We start from the raw sequence: 22,406 nt of genomic DNA, 5'->3' as shown, positions 1-22,406 counted from the left end.
CCGGCCGGCAGTGATAAGGTCAGTAATCGCCGGGTTACAAAACGGTTATAACGTCAGAAGCGAACGACGCCGGGTCATCGCTAAAAGTTCTTAGCCGCCGTCCTGCAACGAGCAATTTTTCATGGCGACCCTCCCCTCTTACGAAGCCCTCGGCTCCTTCTATCTGGGCCGTGAATACGACGCTGAGCGCGGTGCCGATCGGCCCGACCTGCTGCTCTACGACTCGCGCGACCTGACCACTCACGCGGTCTGCGTCGGCATGACCGGCAGCGGCAAGACCGGCCTGTGCCTGTCGCTGCTCGAAGAAGCGGCCATCGACGGCGTGCCGGCCATCGCCATCGATCCCAAGGGCGACCTCGGCAACCTGCTGCTGAGTTTTCCGTCATTGCGACCGGATGACTTCGCACCCTGGATCGACACCGGCGCCGCGGCCCGTCAAGGCCTCAAGCCCGAAGACGCCGCGACGAAAACCGCGGACACCTGGCGCCAAGGTTTGGCCGACTGGGACCAAGATGGCGACCGAATCGCGCGTTTTCGCGACGCTGTCGATCTCGCGATCTACACGCCCGGCAGCGAAGCGGGCCGTCCGCTCTGCGTCCTGCAGTCTTTTACAGCACCGCCCGAAGAGCAGTGCCTCGACAGCGGCGCGCTACGCGAGCGTGTCAGTGCCACGGTCGGTGGATTGCTCGGATTGGCCGGCATCGACGCCGATCCGCTGCAAAGTCGCGAACACATTCTGCTGTCGACCCTTTTCGAACAGACCTGGACCGCCGGCCGCGATCTGTCGCTGGCCGCGCTGATTCAAGGCATTCAAAAGCCGCCCTTCGACAAGGTCGGCGTGTTCGACCTCGACACCTTCTATCCGGCGAAGGAGCGCATGCAGCTGGCGATGGCGCTCAACAACCTGATCGCCGCGCCGAGCTTCGCCGCCTGGATGAAGGGCGAGCCGCTCGACGTGCAGCGCTTGTTGTTCACGACCGAGGGCAAGCCACGCGTCTCCATCATCTCGATCGCGCACCTCGGCGATGCCGAGCGCATGTTCGTGGTGACCTTGTTGCTGGGTGAGATCGTCGCGTGGATGCGTCGCCAGTCGGGCACGTCGAGCTTGCGCGCCCTGCTTTATATGGACGAGATCTTCGGCTACTTCCCGCCGACCGCCTCGCCTCCGTCGAAGTTGCCGCTGCTCACGTTGATGAAACAGGCGCGCGCGTTCGGATTGGGCGTCGTGCTGGCGACCCAGAATCCAGTCGATCTGGATTACAAGGGTCTGTCGAATGCAGGCACCTGGTTCATCGGTCGCTTGCAGACCGAGCGTGATAAGGCGCGAGTGATCGATGGACTGCTCGGGGCGGGTGGCGAAGGACTGGATAAGGGGCAGCTGGAAAAGTTGCTGGCGAATCTGGGCAACCGCGTGTTCCTGATGCGCAATGTGCATGACGCCGCGCCGGTTTTGTTCAGAACGCGATGGACCCTGTCGTATCTCCGCGGCCCGCTGACGTTGCAAGAGATTGCGAAGCTGTCGCGGTCGGCGCCCGACTCGGCGGCCCAGCCCTCTTCGTCCGGCTCAGCCGCCTCGCGAACCTCCACCTCTGGATCTGCCGCCGCTCAGACATCCACCTTCGGATCCACAGCCGCGCCAAAATTCTCCCCTCCTCCTGCTCCGGACCAGTCGCGCGCAGGAAAAAATATCTCTGCTGCCGCGGAAACAAGCCGAGCTTCAGGCACCTCCTCCGAATCCGAGAAGCCGGTGGTGCCCGCGGGCATCGACGAGCTGTATCTCGACACGTCACAAGCAGACGCAAGGTATCTACCTCGCGTGCTCGGCATCGCGCGCTTGCACTTCGTCGACAAGACGGCCGGGCTCGATGTTTGGGAAACGCGTTCCTACATCGCACCCCTCGACGATAACGAAACCGACGTCGACTGGTCGCAAGCCGACGTCGGCGCGGATCTGCAGAAACAACTCTCCAAGTCTCCGCCCGAGAATGCGCGCTACGCCGAGATTCCAGCCGCGCTGCTGCGAGCTCCGAACTATCGTTCGTGGCAGAAGGAGCTGGTGACTCATCTCTATTCGAATGAAGAGCTGCCCATCTTCCATTGCCCTTCGGTCGGCCAGTCCGTCGCACCCGGCACCAGCGAGGGTGACTTCCGCGCCAAACTCGGCTTGGCATTGCGTGAGAAGCGCGACGCTGAAATCGAAAAGCTGCGAAAGAAATATGCACCCAAGCTGACCACGCTCCAGGATCAACTTCGTCGCGCCGACGAGCGCGTCGAGCGCGAGCGCTCGGATTTGTCACAGCACAAGATGCAGACCGCAATCTCAGTCGGCACCTCCATTCTCGGCGCTCTGCTCGGCCGCAAAGCCATGAGCGTCACCAACGCCCAACGCGTCGGCACCGCCGCCCGCAGCGCCGGCCGGCTCGGCAAGGAAGGAAACGATGTCGACCGCGCGGAAGAAAACCGCGAAGTGATTCAGCAACGACTCACGGAAATGCAAAACGAACTGGAGTCAGAAGTGAGCCGCCTGCGCAGCGAACTCGACCCGACGACGGTGGCGATCGATCAAACAACCGTCAAGCCCCGCAAGACCGACATCGACGTCCGCACCGTCGCCCTGCTGTGGGTACCGAGCTAACACCCCTGCGCCGCTGCCGGCCACCGGCCGGCGCGATCAAATTCCTTCCAACTTCAAACATTGCGCGAGTCCTAATCGACCGGTCGCCAATCGACGGCCGAACGCGACGGGGCAAGCTGTTCCAGCAGCGCTATCAAGCGCTGCTGGAACAGCCCATTATTGAACGTCGCGAGCGCCCCATTGTTCTCGAAGCAGATACACTGGCAGCGCTACTCATCGGACGGCTAGCCAACAGATTGAATGGCCATCCCATCTCCACAGCGCCAACCAATCTAACCCGCTAACCCGTACTCTTCTCCAAAAGAGGCCGGCGCACGCAACGGCCCTATAGGCAGCGCCAGGGTGGGGGATCTCCTCCCCGGCAATTGGATCCGCCCAGGGATGGCGGTCCTATAGCAGCCACAGGGGCTCGGCGGGGCCTTTCGGCGAAGCACGGCTTCGCTCCGCCGAGCGGGTGTACATGGATGTGCACCCTGGGCTTGCCCGGAGCAGGACTGCGCAGGGCAATGTGCAGCAGGGCGCCCGCGACAGCGGGAGCGAAGCGTGCGCAGGCGTGTGCGCGGTGCCGGGGAGGAGATCCCCCACCCTGGCGATGCCCGCCACCGACGCGTGCCTCCGACGCCTCAACGCGAAGTTCACTGCATCCGGAACGTCTCGAACGCCTCCACCGGCACCGCCTTCAAAATAACGTCCGGCCCCTGACGCAAAATATCCTTGGAGATCTCCCCCGCCAGCATCGACTGCGTCGGGTTCGACAGCGACTGTCGCAACAGCCCCAGCATCTTCGGCCCCGCCACGATCACCAGGCGATCGAACTCATTCCTGGCCCGATCCGTCTCGATCTTTCTCGCCACTTCCTTGGCAAACAAAGTCAGCTCGTGCTGCACGGTACTCTTCTCTCCAGTGATGCCATGGTGAGCCCCCTCCGCGCCCCCCATGCCATGACCGAACCCGTTGGCACCGCCGGCCCGACGGCCCGGCCGGTCGGTCTCCAGTTCAATGTCTCTTTTGCCGCTCCTTTCATTGTGTAGCGAGCCACGCTCGGTCATCGGCGACCTCGGGGTCACGGCGTCGAAAAAGCTCGCCTGACGTTCATCGGCAACGACAATGCGTACATTCATGACTGCTCCTTACGAAACGGCAAACAACGACAATACCCCCTCTGCCGTGAGGCAGAGGGGGTCAATGAAAGCCCGATTCTCTCGACATTGCAGCCCGACTAATTCACGTCGGAAGCCACCTTCGATTGACTGTCGGTGAAGATCATTTCGACACGACGGTTGCGCTGCCGACCACCGGCATCCGCGTTGCTGGCGATCGGATAGTCCATGCCCTTACCAACGGCGATGATCTGATTCGAGTTCACGCCACGTTCCAACAACGCCGTCTGCACAGCGGCCGCGCGACGTTCCGACAGAGCCTGGTTGAGCTCCGCTGAACCCGTGTTGTCAGTGTGACCCTCGATAGTCACTTTGCGATCCGGCGATTCCTTCAACACGGTGGCGAGCCGATCGACCGTGCCGTATGCGCCCGGCTTCAAGGTCGCCTTGCCCGTATCGAACAACACGTCGCCCAAGGTGAGCACCATGCCTCGATCGGTCTTCCTCGCGCGCATATCGGCGAGCTCCTGCTCCAGCGTGCTGGCACGCCGCTCAGCCGCCTTGGCCTGCGCCTCGCGCGCTTCGGCTAACACAGCCTGACGCTCGGCAGTGCCCTTCTCGATCTCTTCACGCGCCTGTGCGGTGAGGATCTTCTCGTTGGCGATCTGCGCGTTGCGTGCTGCTACCTGAGATTCAAACTGGATGTCACCAATCTTGCCGCCTTCGTCCGACAGCTTATTGGCACGATCCAGTGACTTGCGCGCTTCGGAAACATTGCTGGCAGCAACACCCGCTCGTGGAGAAGCTTCCACCTGCGGCACCACTGCGCGCGCAACCTCCAAGTCTTCGACACGTTCCGGTGTCGAGCTGCACCCGGCCAGTACACCGGCGGCAACCGCGATCAAAATCAGATTGTATGAACGGTTCATAGTCCTTCTCCCGCGATCACTGATTGCCCGGCATGGAGCGTTGAACTTCCTGACGCAACTGCTGAATGCTCGCCATCAGCTCGTCAGCGGCCTTGCGTGCAGCCGCGCTTTGCGACTTCGACACCGCCAGCTCCGAATCCAGCTGCGCCAGTTGCGCATAACGCTCGGCGGGCTGGCTCTCCTTCTTGGCCAGGTGTGCCTTGGCCTGCTCGAGATTGTCCTTGGCGCGCTGTAGCTCCAGCGCCCCGGCTTCAGAGCGGCCGACCGTCTGCTGGGCCTGTTGAAAAGAAGATTCGCTGCGAGCGACGCGCTCCCTGGTCACATCGGAAACACTGCTGCAGCCCCCCAGCACGCCGATGCTCAGCAAGCCGACCATGGGCAGCATCGTTCGAAGAATCGGGCTTCTCATACTTGCCTCCCTCACGCTATGTATAGGATTCAGTGGTCCGAAAACGCGCCACTCGTCAGCGCGGTTCCCGGCCCTGGGGCCACTATGTTTTGCGTGTCAAGTCGGCTAGCAAAGGTTCCGTTGTTGCACTCCGCAGGCAGACGCCCGACACTGAAGCCATCGAAGCGGAGCGATGCATGCACTCAGCGGCTGGGGATTCGGGTCATCGATGGCTATTGCGTCTGGGTTTAGCCGGCTTGCTTGCAATCCTGGCAGCCTGCGGCCGGCCCGTGGATGAACCACAAACGGGTCGATATCGCGCCACACTGCAACTGCCCGGCGGCGAAGCGCCGTTTGGCCTGGAAGTCCGCGAAGAAAACAAACGCTTCGTTTTGTACTTAGAAAATGCGTCTGAGCGTACGCGCGTCGCTAACGTAACGGTGGCCGACGGCGAGCTCACCGCCGTGTTTCCCGGTTATGAGAATTCACTGAAAGCGCGCATGTATGGCGATCGACTGGAAGGCAATGTCACGCTCATCAAGGATCGCAGCAAGGAACAAGTGATTCCTTTCGAGGCACGGCTGCAAGGCAAGAAAGACGGGGCCTATCGTTTCTACAAGGAACCGCTGACCGACAACGCCGACCTCGCCGGCCGTTGGGAAATGACATTGACCGGCGACGACGGCAAGGTCGGCGCGGCCGTCGCGATCTTCGAGCAACAACACGATCGCGTCACCGGCACGGTGATGACGCCCACCGGCGATCATCGCTTCCTCGAAGGCCAGGTGCATGGCGATGAAGCCCAGCTGTCGACGTTCGCCGGCGGGCTGGCGTATCTGTACAAGGTGAAAGTGAATCAGCACGGCGAGCTGGAAGGCGAGATGTGGCAGGGCCTGGCGTCGCACTCCAAGGTAAAAGCCCGACGCGACCAGAACGCCACGCTCGAAGGCAAGGAGCCGGACACGCAGCTGAAGGATGCAACGTCCCGCTTCGACTTCACCTTTCGCGATCTTGACGGCAATGAAGTTTCACTGCACGACGAAAAGTTTCGGAACAAGGTGGTCGTAGTGACCTTGGGCGGCAGCTGGTGCCCCAATTGTCACGACGAAGCCACGTTTCTGGTGCCGTTCTATGAGGAGTACCAACCCAAGGGGGGTGGAGATCGTGGCGCTGATGTTCGAGCGTCACGGCGAGTTCGATCGGGCCGCGCACGCTGTGCGTGGCTATCGCAAGGATCTTGGCATCGAGTTCACGACCTTGATCGCCGGCGTTTCAGACACCGACGAAGCCAGCAAAGCCTTGCCGACGCTGACTGGCGTCTATGGTTACCCGACCACGATTGTCGTGGATCGAGCCGGCACAGTTCGTGACATTCACGTGGGTTTCTCGGGCCCGGCGACCGGCCGGCATTACGAGGAATACGTCGCCGGGTTTCGCAGCCTGATCGATTCGCTGCTGACCGAAACGGCTAGCGCTTCGATCTAGCCTGGTAAGCCTGGTCGATCAGGAAGGCGTGAATCGCATGAGCATCGGCTTCGCTGATCTCATTTGAGAAGTTCGCCATACCGCGGCTCGCCAACGCGCCACGCAGCACGATCTCGTCGAAAACCGCATGCTTGCCCGGTGGCAACCGCAACAGGTTTGGATAGCCGCCCGGCGTATCGCTGAGCGAATGACACACGCCGCAATGCTGACCGAACAGTAATGCGCCGTGCTCCAACGTGGCCGCATCGGCCTGCATGCGTTCGGGCAGCGGCGGAATGTTTGCATTCCAATCCTTCTCCGGCGGCACCGGCACTTTGCCGCCGCCGAGCTTGAACGACACGATGCGACCGGCGTTGCCGTATTTGCGAGCAGCGGATCCTTCGAGGTATTCATCGAGCTGCGCGCCGCCGTAGCCCGCGAGCACAGCGATGTACTGCTCGCCATCGACCGAATAACTTGCAGGCGCGGCCATGATGCTCGTACCGACGAACACTTCGGCCACAAGCTTTCCGCTGTCGGCTGCGTAGGCTTTCAGATAACCATCCGTCGTTCCCTGAAACACGAGATTGCCCGCCGTCGCCAGCAAGCCGCCGTTGTAGAACCAGGGATAATCGATACGCCACACTTCGCGCTGAGCGACCGGATCCCACGCCTTCAACGCACCTTTGCGTGTCATCACCGCGCCATCGCGAACCTGAGTCGCGTATTCGGTTGCGCCGGCGCGGCCCGTGTTGAATGAGCGACGCGGGATGTATTTGTAGTCGGGATCGGCTGCGTAATACGCCGTGCGATCCAGCGTCGGAATATAAACGAGGCCGGTCTTGGGACTGAACGCCATCGGCTGCCAGTTGTGGCCGCCGAACGGCCCCGGTGCGACGCGCCTGGGTTGTTTCGAATAATCGCCCTGACCGGTGGGCACCGGCCGGCCGGTTTTCAGATCGACATGACTGGCCCAGTTCACGTCGACATATTTCTGCGCCGACAGCAGCTCGCCGGTGGCGCGATCGAGCACATAGAAGAAACCGTTCTTCGGTGCCTGCAACAATACTTTGCGGGTGGTGCCGCCGATGGGCAGATCGGTCAGGACGATGTGTTGAACGGCGGTGTAATCCCACGACTCGCCCGGCGTCGTTTGATAGTGCCAGGCGAGCCGGCCCGTGTCGGGATGAATGGCAAGAATGGAGCTGAGATAAAGATTGTCGCCGCCCTGGGGGCTGCGTACCGATTGTGGGAACGGACTCGCGTTGCCCGTGCCGACATACAGCAGGTTGAGTTCCGGATCGTAGGCCATCGCATCCCACGCCGTGCCGCCACCGCCCGCTTCCCAGCGACTGTTCGGATCCCAGGTCTTCGACGCCGCTTCGAGCTCGGGATGTTCGAATGGAAGTTTCGGATCGCCAGGCACGGTGAAGAAGCGCCACGCTTGTGCGCCACTCTCAGCGTCATGGGCAGTGATGTAACCGCGCACACCCATTTCAGCGCCGCCGTTACCAATGATCACTTTGCCGCCAGCGATACGCGGCGCGCCGGTGATCGTGTAGGAGCGCGCGTGATCGATGAAAGTGTCCTGGCTCCACAGCTCCTTGCCGGTGTTGGCGTCGAGCGCGATCAGTCGGCCATCGAGCGTGCCCACATAGACTTTGCCCTGCCACACCGCGACGCCTCGATTGACCACGTCACAACAGGCATTGCGTGCCCACTCGCCAGGCACCTTGGGATCGAACGCCCACAATTCGCGCCCCGTGCGCGCATCGAGCGCATACACCTTGCTCCAGTTGCTGCTCGCGAACAGCACGCCGTCGACGACGACCGGCGTCGCTTCCAGGCCGCGCTCGGTCTGCAAGTCATATTGCCAGGCGAACCCGAGTTGCTGAGCATTGCTGACGTTGATTTGATCGAGCGGCGAGAAACGCTCTTCGGAGAACGTGCGGCCGGTGGTGAACCAATTCTGCGGCTCGTTGTTGGCCGCGACGACGCGAGCCTGATCGATGCGTCCGTACGGCGCCTTGGGGACAGTGTCCTTCGCCGGTGCTTCCCGCTTGCCGCACGCGCCGAGCTGTAATGCTCCGGCCACGAGCAACGCCTGGACCAGCAGCTTCTTCATTCGTGATCCATCATGCTGGCGCGACGGGGCTCGCGCATGAACAAAGCCGTGAAGAACGCGACGGCGCAGATCGCCGCGACATACCAGAAGTAAATCTGTTCCTGTCCCGCCCGCTTACAGAGCAGCGCTATGTACTCGGCCGAGCCGCCGAAGATCGCGATGGAAATGCTATGCGCCAGCCCGACGCCGAGCGCGCGAATGTGCTGCGGGAACAGCTCGGCTTTGAACAAGCCACTGATGGACGTGTAGAGACTGAGAATGGTGAGCGCGGCCAGCACCAACAGGAACGCCGCGCCCGCGTCCTGCACCTTGGACAAGGCAGTGAGAATCGGCACCGCGCTCAAAGTCATCAGCCCCGAAAACAGCAACAAGCATTTGCGGCGGCCGATACGATCGGACAGCGCGCCCATCGCCGGCTGCAACAGCATGAAGCCGAACATTGCGGCGAGCATCACGTTACTGGTGACCTTGATATCCAAGCCCGCGCTATTCACGAGAAACTTTTGCATGTATGTGGTGAACGTGTACAAACACAGACCGCCGCCCGCCGTGAGCGACATGACGACGAACAGAGCCTTGGGATGGCGAAGCAGCGCCACCAGGCTGCCCGCCTCGGCGGACTTCGTGGTCTTGTTGTCGGTAGTCTCGTGCAGGTGATTCCGTAACAACAGCACGATGAGCGCCATGCACGCGCCGATCGCGAACGGGACTCGCCAGCCCCACGCGCGCAGCTCGGCTTCATCGAGAAACTGTTGAAGCGCGACGAGTGTGAGCAACGCGCACAGCTGCCCGGCGATCAAAGTCACATACAGGAATGAAGCGTAGAACCCGCGGCGTGCGTCGGCCGATACTTCGCTCAAGTAAGTCGCGGCCGCGCCGAATTGGCCACCGGTAGAGAAGCCTTGAAGCAATCGCGCGAGTAGCAACAACGCCGGCGCCCAGGCACCGATGCTGGCGTACGTGGGAAGCGCGGCGATCAGCAACGAGCCCGCGCCCATCATCAATACCGAAGCGACCAGCGCGGCGCGCCGACCGTGACGATCGGCGAATCGACCGAAGTACCAGCCACCCACCGGCCGGATCAGGAATCCGACAGCGTAGATGCCGGCCACGTTCAAGAGCTGCGCGGTCCGGTCGCCTTCCGGAAAGAAGCTGGCCGCGAAATACAGCGCGGTGAACGCGTAGATGTAGAAATCGAACCACTCGATCAGATTGCCCGCCGAACCGGTGGCAATGGCAGCCAGACGCTGCCGATGACTGAGGGCGAAGCTCACGATCGGTTCGAACCTCGTGCGATCCCGCTTGCCAGCAGATCCTCGATTTCCAGTGACGAGTAGCCGCACTCGCTCAGCACGGCGCGTGTGTCCTCGCCCAGCGCCGGCGGCGGAATATCCGCTTCGGGCGCCACACCGCCGAACACGACGGGCTGCGGCAGCATGCGTTTGATATTCGACGGATAGCGCTCGCCGACATGGAAGAAATCGACGTCCCGCAGATGCGGATCTTCCAGCAGATCCTCGAGCCGGTTGACCTGCGAGCAGGGAATATCGAGACGCGACAACGATTCCAGCCAGTCCGCCGAATCGCGTTGTGGCAGCACCGAGGCAATCACGCTGTACAGATAATCGATGTGCGCATGCCGGCTGTCGGGCTGATGAAACCACGGCTGATCGAGCACGTCGGCGCGATCGGCCTCGATCAGGAAACGTCGCCACTGCTCGGCTGTGTACGGCAACACCGCGATCCAGCCGTCGCGCGTTTGATAAGGACGCCGATCCGGCGACAACACGCGGGAGTAACCCACCTTACCGTCTTCTTGAAAGGTCGCCGCCGCCAGGTGCTCGTTGAGCACGAACGAGGTGAGCGCCTCGAACATCGGCACCTCGACTCGTAACGCATCCTGCCGGCCATTCGCCCGGGCGACCAGCGCGGCGAGGATGCCGTACACGGCGTGCAGCGCCCCGACCTTGTCCGCCAGGATGGTCGGAATGAAGCGAGGATCCTCGCCATTGTGTTCGGCGATGCCGGCCAGGCCGGCGGCGGCTTGAATCACGTCGTCGAACGCCGGCCGGCCGCGATAACGGCCGCGTTGACCGAAGCCAATGGCCGAGCAATAGATCATGCGAGGATTGATGGCGGCGACGGCGTCGAAGCTCAGGCCCAGGCGATCCGCCGCATCCGGCCGCATGTTATGCAGCAACACATCGCTGCGCTGGATCAGCTTCTCGACGATGGCCTTGCCGCCCTGGCGCTTCAAATCGAGCGCGATGCCGCGCTTGTTACGGTTGTTGTTGACGTACAGCGCCCCCATGCCGTTGGCCCCACTATTGGCCTGGGGCTGCGAGACGCGGGCCACATCTCCTTCGATGGGCTCGACCTTGATTACTTCGGCGCCCAGATCGGCGAGGATCTGGCCGGCGAACGGGCCCATGACGACCGCGCTCAGCTCCAGAATTCGGGTGCCTGCCAGGAGTGGAATCATGGGGCCGGAGCATACGGCGGCGACCGCCCGACGCAGCCATGTGGCCATGGTTATTTATGCATAGCCGGGCTGAAATCTATTGCCGATGCGGGAGGCGCCATGGAACAGTTCACTTCGATGCAATCCCGCCTGAATCTCCAACAGCTTTCGGCCTTTTTGACGCTGGCGGACACCGGCAGCTTTGGCGATGCCGCCGAGGCGCTGGGGGTCTCGCAGCCGGCGCTGAGCCGCACCATCCAGCAGATCGAAGGCAAATTGGGCACCCGCCTGTTCGACCGCGACACGCGCAAGCTGCGCCTGACGCCGGCCGGCGAGCGCCTCGAGCCGCTGGCGCGCCGGCTCATGAACGAATATCAGGAAGTGTTCGCCGAGTTCGACGACTTCGTCGCCGGCCGGCAGGGCGTGGTCCGGATCGCGGCCTTTCCATCAGTCGCGGCCTTACTGTTGCCGAGCACGATCGTGAGCTTCCGCGAGCGTCAGCCCGACGTGCGCATCCAGATTTGGGAAGACGTGGGCCGACCGGTGCACAAGGCCGTGTTGGAAGGCCGCGCCGACATCGGTTTGTCGACGCCGCCGCCCATCAGCAGCGACTTGCGTTATCGCCCGCTGTTGCGTGATGAAGTCGTGCTGGTCTGTCGCAATGACGACATGCTGGCGCATCGTGAAGAACACGACTGGTCCGTGTTTGCGACTCGCGCGTTCGTGATCCTGTCACCCGAGACGGGCTTGCGCGCGATGATCGATGGCGCAATGGATGAAGCCGGCGTGGCCGCCGAACCTTTGTTCAACTGCAAGCAGCCGACGACCATTGGCAGCCTGGTGAATGCTGGCCTGGGCATCAGCGCGCTCAGTCGATTGACGCTCGCGCAGCTCGACTCACCCACGCTCGCTTACCGCAAACTGCGCAATCCCACCGTGGCGCGCTCCATCGGCGTGGTCACTCACGCTGCGCGCTCGCTCTCGCCCGCCGCCAAGTTGTTTCTAAAAGAGCTGGATGCGCAGGCCAAGCTGCTCGCCCCGAGCATCAATGGCCAGCCGCAGCCCGGAGACGTGCTTTGATCAATCGACGAGAACTGCTGGCCGGCATGGGCGCGATGTTCGCCGCGCGCGAGCTCTTCGCCGCCGACCGGCCGCTCGACCTGGCGTATGTGAATGCGAAGGTCTGGACCGGTCAGCGCGACGTGCCGCTCGCCAGTGCGATCGGCATCTCTGCCAATCGAGTCACAGTCGTTGGCGACAACGAACGCATTCGCAAGCTCACCGGCAAGCGCACGCGCATCGTCGATCTGCGTGGCGCGTTCGTGATGCCCGGCTTCATGGACAATCACACACATTTCCTGCGCGCGTCGTTTGGACTCAGCGCGCCCGAGCTGCGGACCGCAAAGACCAAAGAAGAATTCATCGATCGAATCGCCAGGTCGGCGAAGGCATTGCGGCCCGGGCAGTGGCTGCAAGGCGGTAACTGGGACGAGCAGATGTGGGGCGGTGAGCTGCCCTCGCGTGAGTGGATCGATGCCGTCACGCCAACCACGCCCGTGGCCGTGGTCCGTTTGGATCAGCACGTCGCGTTGTTGAATTCGCTCGCCCTGAAGCTGGCCCACATCGATCGGAACACGCCCGACCCCGAAGGCGGCTTGATCATCCGTGACCAGAAAGGCGAGCCCACCGGTCTGATCAAAGACAAGGCCAAGGACTTGCTGAAGCCGGCGATTCCGAAGCCGAGCGATGCGGACATCGATGCGGCCATCGGCGTCGGCACCGCGCATGCCTTGTCGAAAGGTGTCACGCAGGTTCACGTGACCGAGCTCGATTGGGTCACGCACGAGTCGCTGCGCCGGCTGCGCCAGGCGAACAGGATCGGCATGCGCTTTTATTCCTTCGTGCCGCTCGAGGACTGGCGCAAGCTCGACGCGCTGGTCAAAGCGGAAGGTCGGGGTGACGACTGGGTGCGATGGGGCGCGCTGAAAGGTCTGGTCGATGGCTCCTTGGGATCGCGCACCGCCGTGTTCCACGAACCCTATGCGGACGACCCGGCGAATCACGGCATCTATCGAACGCCGCCGGAACGGCTGCGCGAGCTGATCCTGGATGCCGATGCCGCCGGTCTGCACATCACCGTGCATGCCATCGGCGATGAAGGAAATGACAAAGTCCTCGGCATGTTCGAGGAAGCGATTGCCAGGAACGGCGCTCGCGATCGCCGTTTCCGCATCGAGCACGCCCAGCATCTGCTGGAGAGCGATGTACCGCGCTTCGCGAAGCTGAACATCATCGCGTCGATGCAGCCGTATCACGCTATCGACGACGGTCGCTGGGCCCTCAAGCCGCTGGGACCGGAACGTCTGCACACCTCGTGGGCCATCCGCTCGCTGCTCGATGCCCGGGCGAAGGTGACCTTTGGATCGGACTGGCCGGTCGCGCCCATCGATCCATTGCTCGGCGTCGCGGCGGCCGTCCTTCGCCAGACCATCGACGGCGCGAATCCGAGCGGCTGGGTGCCGGAACAAAAGATCACGGTCCAGGAAGCATTGACCGCGTATACAACGACCAACGCCTACGCCGGCTTCCAGGAAGACCGGCTGGGCCTGATCGCGCCAGGCTACCTGGCCGACCTCACGATCCTGGATACCGACCTGACCACCTGCGCACCAGAACAGATCACACGCGCCAAGGTGCTCGGCACCCTGGTGGACGGCAGGGTCCGGTTCGGCACCGACAGAACATGATATTTTTGCGTCCATGGAAGGGCACAGCGAAGCGGCGGCGGATGTCATCACTGGCGGCGTAATCGCTCGCGCCGTCGAGCCCGCCGCGGGCGAATCCAAGAAACACGAGCACGGTCCGTGTCGCAACTGTGGCGCGACTGTCACGGGCGCCTACTGCTCCAACTGCGGCCAGCCCGCCCACTTGCATCGCAGCCTGGTCTCGCTGGGCCACGACATCCTGCATGGCGTATTCCATTTCGAAGGCAAGGTCTGGCACACCATTCCGGAGCTGCTGTTTCGTCCGGGGCGGCTGACGCGCCGGTATATCGACGGCGAGCGCGCGCGGTTCGTCTCGCCCATGGCGCTGTATCTGTTCATCGTGTTCCTGATGTTCGCGGTGATTCCGTTCACCGCCAGCGAGGATTCGATCCAGATCGAAGGCGCCGATCCGCTGGGCGTCGCGGAGCAGTTCAAGGAAAACATCCAGTCGAACATCGGGCAGATCGACGGGCAACTGGCAGCGCAGCGCGAAAAGCTGGCCGAGTCCGAGCTGACCGCCGAGCAGCGCAAGCAGATCCAGGACGACATCATCGGCCTGGAAGCCACGCGCGAAGCGCAGAAGGCCCTGATCAGCGGCGACTGGAAGGACATGGTCAAGTTCGCGCAGGAGCAGGAAGCTCAAGCCAAAGCTCAGGCCAGGACGGAGGCGCAGGACCCGGCGGGTGTCGGCAAGAAGATCGACGACACCGAGAGCCGGCTGAAGAGCGCGGTCAAGCAGGCCACCGACAATCCCGCGCTGCTGGCCTACAAGCTGAAAACCACGGGCTACAAATTCTCATGGGCGCTGATTCCGTTGAGCGTGCCGTTCATGTGGCTGCTGTTTTTCTGGCGCCGGGACATTCACGCCTACGATCACGCCATCTTCGTCACGTACTCGATCAGCTTCATGATGCTGTTCGCCACCGTCGTGACGCTGCTGTATGAGCTGGGCGTGAGCGCCTGGATCTGGGGCACGGCGATCGCCATCGTGCCCCCGCTGCATCTTTATAAGCAGTTGCGCGGGGCTTATGGTGTCTCGCGCTTCGGTGCATGGGTGCGCTTGTTCCTGCTCACCATCATGATTTCCTTCGTGCTCACCATGTTCGGCGTGATCCTGGTCGCGATCGGCATGCGAGGCTGATGAAATGACACTACGCGCAGGCATCCTCGGGTTCGGCGTCGCGGGTCGGTATTTTCATGCGCCGCTGCTGCGGGCCGCCGGCATTTCCATTCCGGCCGTCGTGACCAGCAAGCCCGCGGCGGCACAGGAATATCTCGGCGACGTCGATGTGCTGGCCACGGCCGATGAACTGCTCGCGCGCACGGACATCGATCTGGTCGCAATCGCCTCGCCAAGTCCGATGCATGTAGCGCATGCAGCTGCGGCTTTGCGTGCCGGCAAGCACGTGGTCGTCGACAAGCCGCTTGCGCCAACCACCGCGGAAGTCAGCGAGCTGGAGCAACTGGCCCAGCAATACAAGCGCAAGCTGTCGGTGTTTCAGAACCGGCGCTGGGATAGCGATTTCCTGACGATCAAGAAGCTGCTCGAACAAGGGCGGCTGGGCAAGATCAATTCCTTCCATGCGCGCTGGGACCGCTTCCGGCCGCAGGTCACCGACCGCTGGCGCGATCGTGACGATCCGGGCAACGGCATTCTCTATGACCTGGGCACGCATCTGATCGATCAGACGCTGATGCTGTTCGGCGCGCCCGAATGGCTGTACGCCAACGTTTTCACTCAGCGCGACAACAGCGTGACGGTGGACGGTTTCGAGATTCTGCTCGGCCAGGGTTCGTTGCGCATGACGATCGGCGTCAGCTTACTGTGCGCCGACGGCGGCTATCGCTATCGCGTCAACGGTTCGCGGGCGTCGTTCCTGAAAGCCGGCCTCGATCAACAGGAGGCGCAGTTGCGCGCGGGCGTCGAGCCGGACGAACACTTTTTCGGCAGCGAGCCCACCGAGCAATGGGGCACGCTGGTTCAGGGCGACACCGGCCAGCGTGAAATCATTACGCCCGAGACCGGCCGCTGGGTGTCGTTCTACGAAGCCATGCGAGAGGCCATCGAGCACGACCGGCCGGTCCCCGTGTCAGCCGCGCAGGCGTATGACACAATCCGGGTCATCGAGGCCGCGCTCACCAGCAGCGCCATGGGTTGCCGCATCGACCTGCAGCCCGCCGCGCCTCTGGTCAGCCGCTGAAGAATTGCCCATGCCATCCTTCGATATCGTTTCCGAGCTCGATGCCCACGAAGTGAACAATGCCGTCGACCAGGCCAATCGCGAGGTCGGCCAGCGTTTCGACTTCAAGGGCACCGACGCGAAGTACGAGTTGAAGGAGCTGGTCGTTACTCTGCACGCCAAGGCGGAGTTTCAGGTCAAGCAGATGCTCGACATCCTGATGCTCAAGCTGTCCAAGCGCGGCATCGACGTTGCCTGCACCAAGGTCGATCCGCCGGTGGTCCTCGGCCAGACCGCGCATCAGGTCGTCACCTTGCGCGAGGGCATCGAGAGCGAGCTGGGCAAGAAGCTGCAGCGCCTGATCAAGGATTCAAAGCTGAAGGTGCAGGCCGCGATTCAGGACAAGCAGGTGCGCGTGACCGGCAAGAGCCGCGACGATCTGCAGGAAGTGATCCGGCTGGCGCGCAACGCCAAGCTCGACATGCCGCTGCAGTTCAAGAATTTTCGGGATTAGCGCTCTTATCGGGGTACGACTGCCAGTCCTTGGCGACGATCAGGCGCGCGCCGCGTTCGAACGTTATATACGACCACGCCCAGTGCACCAGCACCGACAAGCGGTTCCGGAAGCCGCTCAGCCGGTAGATGTGCACCAACAGCCAGAACCACCACGCCCGCACGCCGGTCAACTTCCAGCCGCGAAATTCGCTGATGGCGCGGCTGCGACCGATGGTCGCCATCTGGCCGAGATCCACATACTTGAAGGCGGGCCGCGTCACCGGCGCACTGCTGCGAACTTCTTTCCTGATGATGTCCGCCGCAAAGACGCCCTCTTGCATGGCGACCAGCGCGACGCCTGGCAGCGGTCGGCCATTCGAGCCGGCGCGACTCGACATGTCGCCGATGACAAAGACTTCGGGATGCCCCTCGATCGTGCAATCCGGCTTGGTGATGACTCGACCCGCTGGATCTAGCGGCACACCGAGCGAGCGACCGATATCCGCGGCGCGAACGCCCGCCGCCCATAGCACCGTCGCGGCCGCGATCTTGTCGTTGCCGATGACGACGCCCTCGGAAGTCACATCGGTCACGCGCGCGCCCGTCCAGACTTGCACGCCCAATGACTCCAGGTCTCGCATCGCGCGAGAGGCAAGCTTGTCATCGAAGCTGGTGAGAATTCGCGGACCGGCTTCGACCAGAATCACTCGCGTCTGACGCGGATCGACGCTGCGGAAATCGCGATCCAGCGTGAAACGACTCATCTCGCCGATGGCACCCGCCAGTTCGACGCCCGTCGGACCGCCGCCGATGACGATGAATGTGAGATACCGACGCCGCTCCTCGGGATTCACTTCGCGCTCGGCAATCTCGAAGGCCTCGAGCACCCGGCGCCGGATCTCGGTCGCTTGCGGCAAGGATTTGAGCCCGGGCGCGTGCGGCTCCCATTCTTCGTGCCCGAAGTAGGCGTGCTGCGCGCCGCAGCCGAGCAACAGGTAATCGTAGGGAACGTCGCCCACATCGGTCGCAACTTTGCGATTGACCGGGTCGATGCTCTGCGCCGTCGCCTTCAGGACGCGGATGTTTCGATACTTGTGGAGCAGGCTGCGGATGGGAGCGGCGATGTCGGCCGGACTGAGCGCGGCCATCGCGACTTGATACAGCAGCGGCTGGAACAGGTGATGATTCTCTCGATCGATCACCGTGACGGCGATGCCAGGCACGTTGCCCAGTCGTTTCGCGGCATTCAAGCCGGCGAACCCGGCACCCACGACCACGACTTTTTTGTCGCTCATTTATCCGGAAGCCTCGCCGATATCCAACGCGCTCTGGCGCGGCTCGATATAGCCATCCGCCCACTCGATGATAGGGGCGACCCGGGGCGAAACCAATCGCATCGCTTGCGCCCGGTCCACCCAACGAAACTCGTTATGTTCGGCGCGACCCAGCGCTTCGATCACGGGCAGCGACACTTCGGCGGTCCGGGTCTTGGCCAGGTAATAGCGGGCGACCTTGCCGCGGCTGTAAGGATTGGTCTGGGTGTAAACCTCACCCCAGGCGAACTCCAGATCCTCGATCAGGGTCTCTTCGCGCACTTCGCGGATGGCGGCGGCAAGCGGCTCTTCGCCGGGCTCGACCATACCTTTGGGAAAATCCCAGTGGTTGTAGGCCCGCAATAACAGGTAAAGCCAGCCCTCGTGCGACTCACGAATCACAACCACGCCGGCGGACAATCTCGTGGGGCGGGGGGACATGGCGGCAAGTATAGCCGCCATGCCCGGATTCTCACACGGTCACAGCAGCGGCAGCCTCGGCTGCGTGATATTCCAGTACGCCGGCGACGGCGTGGATCACCGACGCGATCCGGACCGCGCTCTGGATCTGCTCGCGGCTGATACCACCTTCACGCAGCTTCTTCTCGTGCGAGGTGATGCACATACCGCAGCCGTTGACAGCCGACACCGCCAGCGACAGCAACTCGAAGTCGAGCTTGTCGATGCCCGGGTTGCCGATGATGTTCATGCGCAGCCGGGCCGGCATGGTCGAATACTCGCCGTCTTCCACCAGGTGGAGGAAACGGTAATAGATGTTGTTCATGCCCATGATGGCTGCCGCGGCTCGCGCGCCGTTCACGTACGCGTCGTCGAGGTGCGGCCTGGCCCACGACTCGATCGCGAGCGTGAGATGCGGGTTGCGGGCGGCGATCGCGGTCGACAAGGCGACTGCGGCGATCTGCTTTTCAGTGAGACCGGGGGCGCCGGTGGGCGCAAGCACACTGCCGAGATTGAGCTTCAGATCGCGCGCGTAGTCCGGCAGCTGATCGCGGATCGTTTCGAGAGACATTACTTGAACCTCCAACATTGAGCTTCGTCGTGGGATACCGGCGCGGAATGAATCCGCGCCGGCATCGAGATCGTCAAGCGACTCGCGTCAGGCTCAGGCAGCCTTCAGCGTGTCCTCGCCCTTCTTCCAGTTGCAGGGGCACAGCTCGTCGGTCTGCAGAGCATCGAGCACGCGCAGGACTTCCTGCGGGTTGCGGCCGACGCTCAGGTCGGTGACGTAAGCGAAGCGGATCACGCCCTGCGGATCGACGATGTACGTCGCGCGCTGGGCGACACCGGCTTCCGCGTCGAGCACGCCGAGCGCAGAGGTCAGCTCGCGCTTGATGTCCGAGAGCATCGGGAACGGCAGATCGCGCAGCTCTTCCTTGTCCTTGCGCCAGGCGAGGTGCACGAACTCCGAATCGGTGCTCACGCCGTAGACGACGGCGTCACGGTCCGCGAACTCCTTGTTGAGCTTGCCGAACGCGGCAATCTCGGTCGGGCACACGAAGGTGAAGTCCTTCGGCCAGAAGAACACGATCTTCCACTTGCCATTGTTGCTGTTCGAATCGAACGGCTGGAACGCATTGCTCAGATCGTTCGACACCACGCCGGTCAGCGAGAACTGCGGGAATTTTTGACCTACACCTAACATGGAACACTCCTTCATCGACAATATTTAGCGCTGGCTTTCGGCTGGGCGCAGTTGAAAAACGTGCCGCAGCGGGCTCCGGTGGTGGAGCGCGCTGCGGCGACGGATGCAATTATGCGGGCACTGCCCGCAATCGCCAATCGATTGTTTCTGGAAGTTTGATAGACTTTGCCTATGAGTCTATTCTACCCGTCCTTCATGACGAATGGGGTATTCCGCCCATGAATCTGCGCGACCTGCGTTATTTCGTGGCACTCGCCGATACCAAGCACTTCGGCAAGGCCGCCGAACGCTCCTTCGTCAGTCAGCCGACCCTGTCGGCGCAGCTGAAGAAGCTGGAAAACTACCTCGGCGTGCAATTGATCGAGCGACAGCCGCGCCGGGTCACGCTGACCGACACCGGCGCCAAGATCCTGCCACTGGCCCGCCGCATCCTGCAGGAGAGCGACGAGATCATCTCGCTGGCCCGCAACGAACATGACCCCTTATCCGGCAAACTCAAGCTGGGGCTGATCCCGACCATCGGGCCCTACCTGTTGCCGCTGGTGGCGCGCCGGCTGCGCAAGCAGTTACCGCAACTGAAGCTGATGCTGTACGAATACCAGACCCAGCAGCTGCTGGAGAAACTGCGCGATGGCGAGATCGAGGTCGCGATCCTCGCACTGCCCGTGCCCATGGACGGCTTGGAATCGCGCGAGCTGTATCACGAGGACTTCAACGTCGCCGTGCCCAACAATCATCCGCTGTCGAAGAAGTCGAGCATCAAGCTCGACGACTTGACGGGCGAGACCTTGCTGCTGCTCGAGGATGGGCACTGCCTGCGCGATCAGGCACTCGACGTGTGCAGCCGCATCGACGTGAAAGAGAACGAGGACTATCGCGCCACCAGCCTGGAAACGTTGCGACAGATGGTAGCCGCGGGTCTCGGCATCACCCTGCTGCCGGATCTCGCGACGCGCGGGCCGTTCGGCTCCGGTCAAGGGCTGGCGGTGAAGGAATTCGCGAAACCGATACCGACCCGAACCGTCGGCGCGGTCTGGCGCAAGAGCACGTCGCGCACCGAGGCGATAAACGCCATGTGCGATGTGATCAAATCGGCGATGGACGAATAATCTTCAGGTGAGCTCATGACTCGCGCGCTACGGAACCTTGTCATCGCCGGCCTGGCACTGCTCGCCGGCGGCTGCAACTCGTCGGCCCCGACGGTGAACGTGGACGATCCCTGGGCCAATGCAACGCCGGCGGGCGCCACGATCGGTGCGGTCTACCTCAAGATCACGACCAAGGAAGCCGACACATTATTGTCGGCGACCACCACCGTCGCCGATCACATCGAAATGCATACCAGCAGCGAAGAGAACGGCATGATGCAGATGCGGCCGCTATCGAACGTCCCGCTCGCGGCCGGCAAGCCGTTCACGTTCGCGCCCGGCGGCGCGCATTTCATGCTGGTGGATTTGCGCCAGCCCCTGACCCCGGGTCTGCGCTTCCCGATGACGCTGGAGTTCGAACATGCGCCGGCGCAGACGATTCAAGTGCAGGTCGTTGAACCCGGCAGCCGCTAACAGCGTTTAGCTTCCCCATGTCCAACCCGCCCGCTCTGCCCAGCCCCGCCGACTTACACGAAGACCAGATCATCGCGCTGTTGCGCTCTGGGGCACACGCGGCGTTGCTGAGTGCGTACTTCGGCGAAGTCGAGTATCGAGAGCTGGCGCAGCTGGCAAAGATTGCGGCCACTCGTGGCAACGGTCGTGGCGAGATGGTGTTCATCCTGCCCGGCATCATGGGCTCGCGACTGGGCTCGATGCAGCGACGAACGACTTCCTTGCTTTGGCTGCATCCGATGGCCATCGCGCAAGGCGGGCTGGCGCAACTGGCGCTGCCGGCCGGCAAGTCGTTACGCGCGCTGGGCGTGATGCTGCCGGGCTACTTGAAGTTGCGGCTGTCGCTGGAGATCGCCGGGTTCGTTCCGGTATTTCATCCCTTCGACTGGCGCTCCGATCTGGAAACCCTGGCGCGCGCGCTGCTCAGGGCCATCGAGAAATCCGGCGCACGTAAAGTGCACATCGTCGCGCACAGCATGGGCGGCCTGGTCGCGAGAATCGCGCTGGGCCACGACCGCGACAAGCGGATCCAACGACTGGTGCAACTGGGCGCCCCCAATCAGGGATCATTCGCGCCCGTGCAAGCTTTGCGCGCCGCCTATCCCACCGTTCGCAAGATCGCGGCACTCGATCACTTCAGCACGGCGGAGCAACTGGCTCGCACCGTGTTCCTGACCTTGCCCGGGCTCTATCAAATGTTGCCCTCGGCACTGACGCCCGATGAGCCGAATCTGTTCGACCCGACGCAGTGGCCGCAGGACGATCTCATGCCGGACGCCACGATGCTGAACCGTGCATACAAAGTTCGCAGCCGGATGCCGCCGCCGGATGAACGATGCGCGGTCATCGTCGGCACCCATCAGGAAACGGTCACGTCACTCAAATTGCTGGACGGTGGCTTCGAATATTCCGTGCGACGCGATGGCGATGGCACGGTGCCGCTGGCCCGCGCACTTTGGGAAGGCGCCGATACCTGGTTCGTTCAGGAGAATCACGGCGCGCTCACCAATAACAACGAGGTGCTGGCCGCGGTCGCCAATCTCCTGAAGGAAGGAAAGACCCTGCGACTTTCCACCACGCGACCGACGGCCGCGAGCGAGATCGTCCGCACCGTCACCGATGCTGAACTGCGCAGCGCGGCCACACAGAAAGTGCACTGGGATCGTCTGACACTCGACAGCCGGCGACGCATCCTGGATCCCATCATTACTTCAGAGTTCGTTTCGGCGGTTCCGGTGGTGCCTCGCACTGCTTAGGTGTACCCTAGCTCATCGATCGAGTTATCAC

General features: G+C 62.6%; 20 protein-coding genes. 10 read left to right on the top strand and 10 right to left on the bottom strand.

The annotated features are described in order from the left end of the window. Positions 1-121: 121 nt before the first annotated feature. Positions 122-2,635, top strand: a complete 2,514-nt coding sequence (locus EKO19_RS08915) for an ATP-binding protein (RefSeq protein WP_129776088.1) — start codon at positions 122-124, stop codon at positions 2,633-2,635. A 635-nt stretch (positions 2,636-3,270) separates the two neighbouring features. Here the strand turns inward: EKO19_RS08915 and EKO19_RS08910 are convergent. The 3 genes from EKO19_RS08910 to EKO19_RS08900 all read right to left on the bottom strand — a co-directional run bounded on the left by EKO19_RS08910 (position 3,271) and on the right by EKO19_RS08900 (position 5,073). After that, a complete protein-coding gene (locus EKO19_RS08910; protein WP_129776087.1) occupies positions 3,271-3,756 on the bottom strand; it encodes a host attachment protein in 486 nt (161 codons plus the stop codon). A gap of 98 nt (positions 3,757-3,854) precedes the next feature. Continuing rightward, positions 3,855-4,664: an OmpA family protein gene (locus EKO19_RS08905; RefSeq protein WP_129776086.1), complete on the bottom strand. Its 810-nt coding sequence runs from the start codon at positions 4,662-4,664 to the stop codon at positions 3,855-3,857. 16 nt (positions 4,665-4,680) lie between these two features. Further along, positions 4,681-5,073 (bottom strand): DUF4398 domain-containing protein, encoded by a 393-nt coding sequence (locus EKO19_RS08900; RefSeq protein ID WP_129776085.1) that lies wholly within the window; start codon positions 5,071-5,073, stop codon positions 4,681-4,683. A gap of 269 nt (positions 5,074-5,342) precedes the next feature. On the opposite strand from EKO19_RS08900, the gene EKO19_RS08895 reads away from it, so the two are divergent. After that, positions 5,343-6,422, top strand: a complete 1,080-nt coding sequence (locus EKO19_RS08895; RefSeq protein ID WP_157995181.1) for a peroxiredoxin family protein — start codon at positions 5,343-5,345, stop codon at positions 6,420-6,422. Between the two features lie 98 nt (positions 6,423-6,520). On the opposite strand, the gene EKO19_RS08890 is transcribed toward EKO19_RS08895, so the two are convergent. From EKO19_RS08890 to EKO19_RS08880, 3 genes are read right to left on the bottom strand one after another with little or no spacing between them, the layout of a single operon-like run. After that, entirely contained in the window at positions 6,521-8,641 is a 2,121-nt protein-coding gene (locus tag EKO19_RS08890; RefSeq protein ID WP_129776083.1) for a PQQ-dependent dehydrogenase, methanol/ethanol family, read from the bottom strand. Further along, a complete protein-coding gene (locus EKO19_RS08885; protein ID WP_246038860.1) occupies positions 8,638-9,915 on the bottom strand; it encodes an MFS family transporter in 1,278 nt (425 codons plus the stop codon). Before EKO19_RS08885 ends, EKO19_RS08890 begins: the two co-directional genes overlap by 4 nt. Next, positions 9,912-11,123: a CaiB/BaiF CoA transferase family protein gene (locus EKO19_RS08880; RefSeq protein WP_157995180.1), complete on the bottom strand. Its 1,212-nt coding sequence runs from the start codon at positions 11,121-11,123 to the stop codon at positions 9,912-9,914. Before EKO19_RS08880 ends, EKO19_RS08885 begins: the two co-directional genes overlap by 4 nt. Before the next feature lie 99 nt (positions 11,124-11,222). On the opposite strand from EKO19_RS08880, the gene EKO19_RS08875 reads away from it, so the two are divergent. The 5 genes from EKO19_RS08875 to EKO19_RS08855 are packed head-to-tail and all read left to right on the top strand — an operon-like array spanning position 11,223 to position 16,561. After that, positions 11,223-12,182, top strand: a complete 960-nt coding sequence (locus EKO19_RS08875) for a LysR family transcriptional regulator (RefSeq protein ID WP_129776081.1) — start codon at positions 11,223-11,225, stop codon at positions 12,180-12,182. Further along, a complete protein-coding gene (locus EKO19_RS08870; protein WP_217705222.1) occupies positions 12,179-13,849 on the top strand; it encodes an amidohydrolase in 1,671 nt (556 codons plus the stop codon). The genes EKO19_RS08875 and EKO19_RS08870 overlap by 4 nt, the downstream gene beginning before the upstream one ends. 13 nt (positions 13,850-13,862) lie before the next feature. Beyond that, positions 13,863-15,008, top strand: a complete 1,146-nt coding sequence (locus tag EKO19_RS08865; protein ID WP_129776080.1) for a DUF3667 domain-containing protein — start codon at positions 13,863-13,865, stop codon at positions 15,006-15,008. 4 nt (positions 15,009-15,012) lie between these two features. After that, complete coding sequence (locus EKO19_RS08860; RefSeq protein WP_129776079.1) at positions 15,013-16,068, top strand: Gfo/Idh/MocA family oxidoreductase; 1,056 nt, start codon at positions 15,013-15,015, stop codon at positions 16,066-16,068. 10 nt (positions 16,069-16,078) lie between these two features. Further along, positions 16,079-16,561 carry a YajQ family cyclic di-GMP-binding protein gene (locus tag EKO19_RS08855; protein WP_129776078.1) on the top strand — a complete coding sequence of 161 codons (483 nt, stop codon included), beginning with the start codon at positions 16,079-16,081 and terminating at the stop codon, positions 16,559-16,561. Here EKO19_RS08855 and EKO19_RS08850 read toward each other — a convergent pair. The 4 genes from EKO19_RS08850 to EKO19_RS08835 all read right to left on the bottom strand — a co-directional run bounded on the left by EKO19_RS08850 (position 16,542) and on the right by EKO19_RS08835 (position 19,518). Then, positions 16,542-17,837, bottom strand: a complete 1,296-nt coding sequence (locus EKO19_RS08850; RefSeq protein ID WP_129776077.1) for an NAD(P)/FAD-dependent oxidoreductase — start codon at positions 17,835-17,837, stop codon at positions 16,542-16,544. The two genes, EKO19_RS08855 and EKO19_RS08850, sit on opposite strands and share 20 nt — an antisense overlap. Beyond that, on the bottom strand, positions 17,838-18,317 hold the full coding sequence (locus tag EKO19_RS08845) for an NUDIX domain-containing protein (RefSeq protein WP_217705221.1): 480 nt from the start codon (positions 18,315-18,317) through the stop codon (positions 17,838-17,840). A 10-nt stretch (positions 18,318-18,327) separates the two neighbouring features. Next, a complete protein-coding gene (locus EKO19_RS08840) occupies positions 18,328-18,885 on the bottom strand; it encodes a carboxymuconolactone decarboxylase family protein (protein ID WP_129776076.1) in 558 nt (185 codons plus the stop codon). A gap of 93 nt (positions 18,886-18,978) precedes the next feature. Next, positions 18,979-19,518 (bottom strand): peroxiredoxin, encoded by a 540-nt coding sequence (locus EKO19_RS08835; RefSeq protein WP_116807743.1) that lies wholly within the window; start codon positions 19,516-19,518, stop codon positions 18,979-18,981. A 218-nt stretch (positions 19,519-19,736) separates the two neighbouring features. On the opposite strand from EKO19_RS08835, the gene EKO19_RS08830 reads away from it, so the two are divergent. From EKO19_RS08830 to EKO19_RS08820, 3 genes are read left to right on the top strand one after another with little or no spacing between them, the layout of a single operon-like run. Beyond that, positions 19,737-20,627: a LysR substrate-binding domain-containing protein gene (locus EKO19_RS08830; protein WP_217705220.1), complete on the top strand. Its 891-nt coding sequence runs from the start codon at positions 19,737-19,739 to the stop codon at positions 20,625-20,627. Between the two features lie 15 nt (positions 20,628-20,642). After that, entirely contained in the window at positions 20,643-21,080 is a 438-nt protein-coding gene (locus EKO19_RS08825) for a copper chaperone PCu(A)C (RefSeq protein WP_129776075.1), read from the top strand. Between the two features lie 17 nt (positions 21,081-21,097). Further along, positions 21,098-22,375: a lipase family alpha/beta hydrolase gene (locus EKO19_RS08820; RefSeq protein ID WP_129776074.1), complete on the top strand. Its 1,278-nt coding sequence runs from the start codon at positions 21,098-21,100 to the stop codon at positions 22,373-22,375. Positions 22,376-22,406: the final 31 nt, after the last annotated feature.

The sequence above is a fragment of the Peristeroidobacter soli genome, from assembly GCF_004138485.1.
Lineage (GTDB): Bacteria > Pseudomonadota > Gammaproteobacteria > Steroidobacterales > Steroidobacteraceae > Steroidobacter > Steroidobacter soli.
Note: the sequence above shows the minus strand (reverse complement) of the source record. Positions and strands in the feature narration are given on the sequence as shown.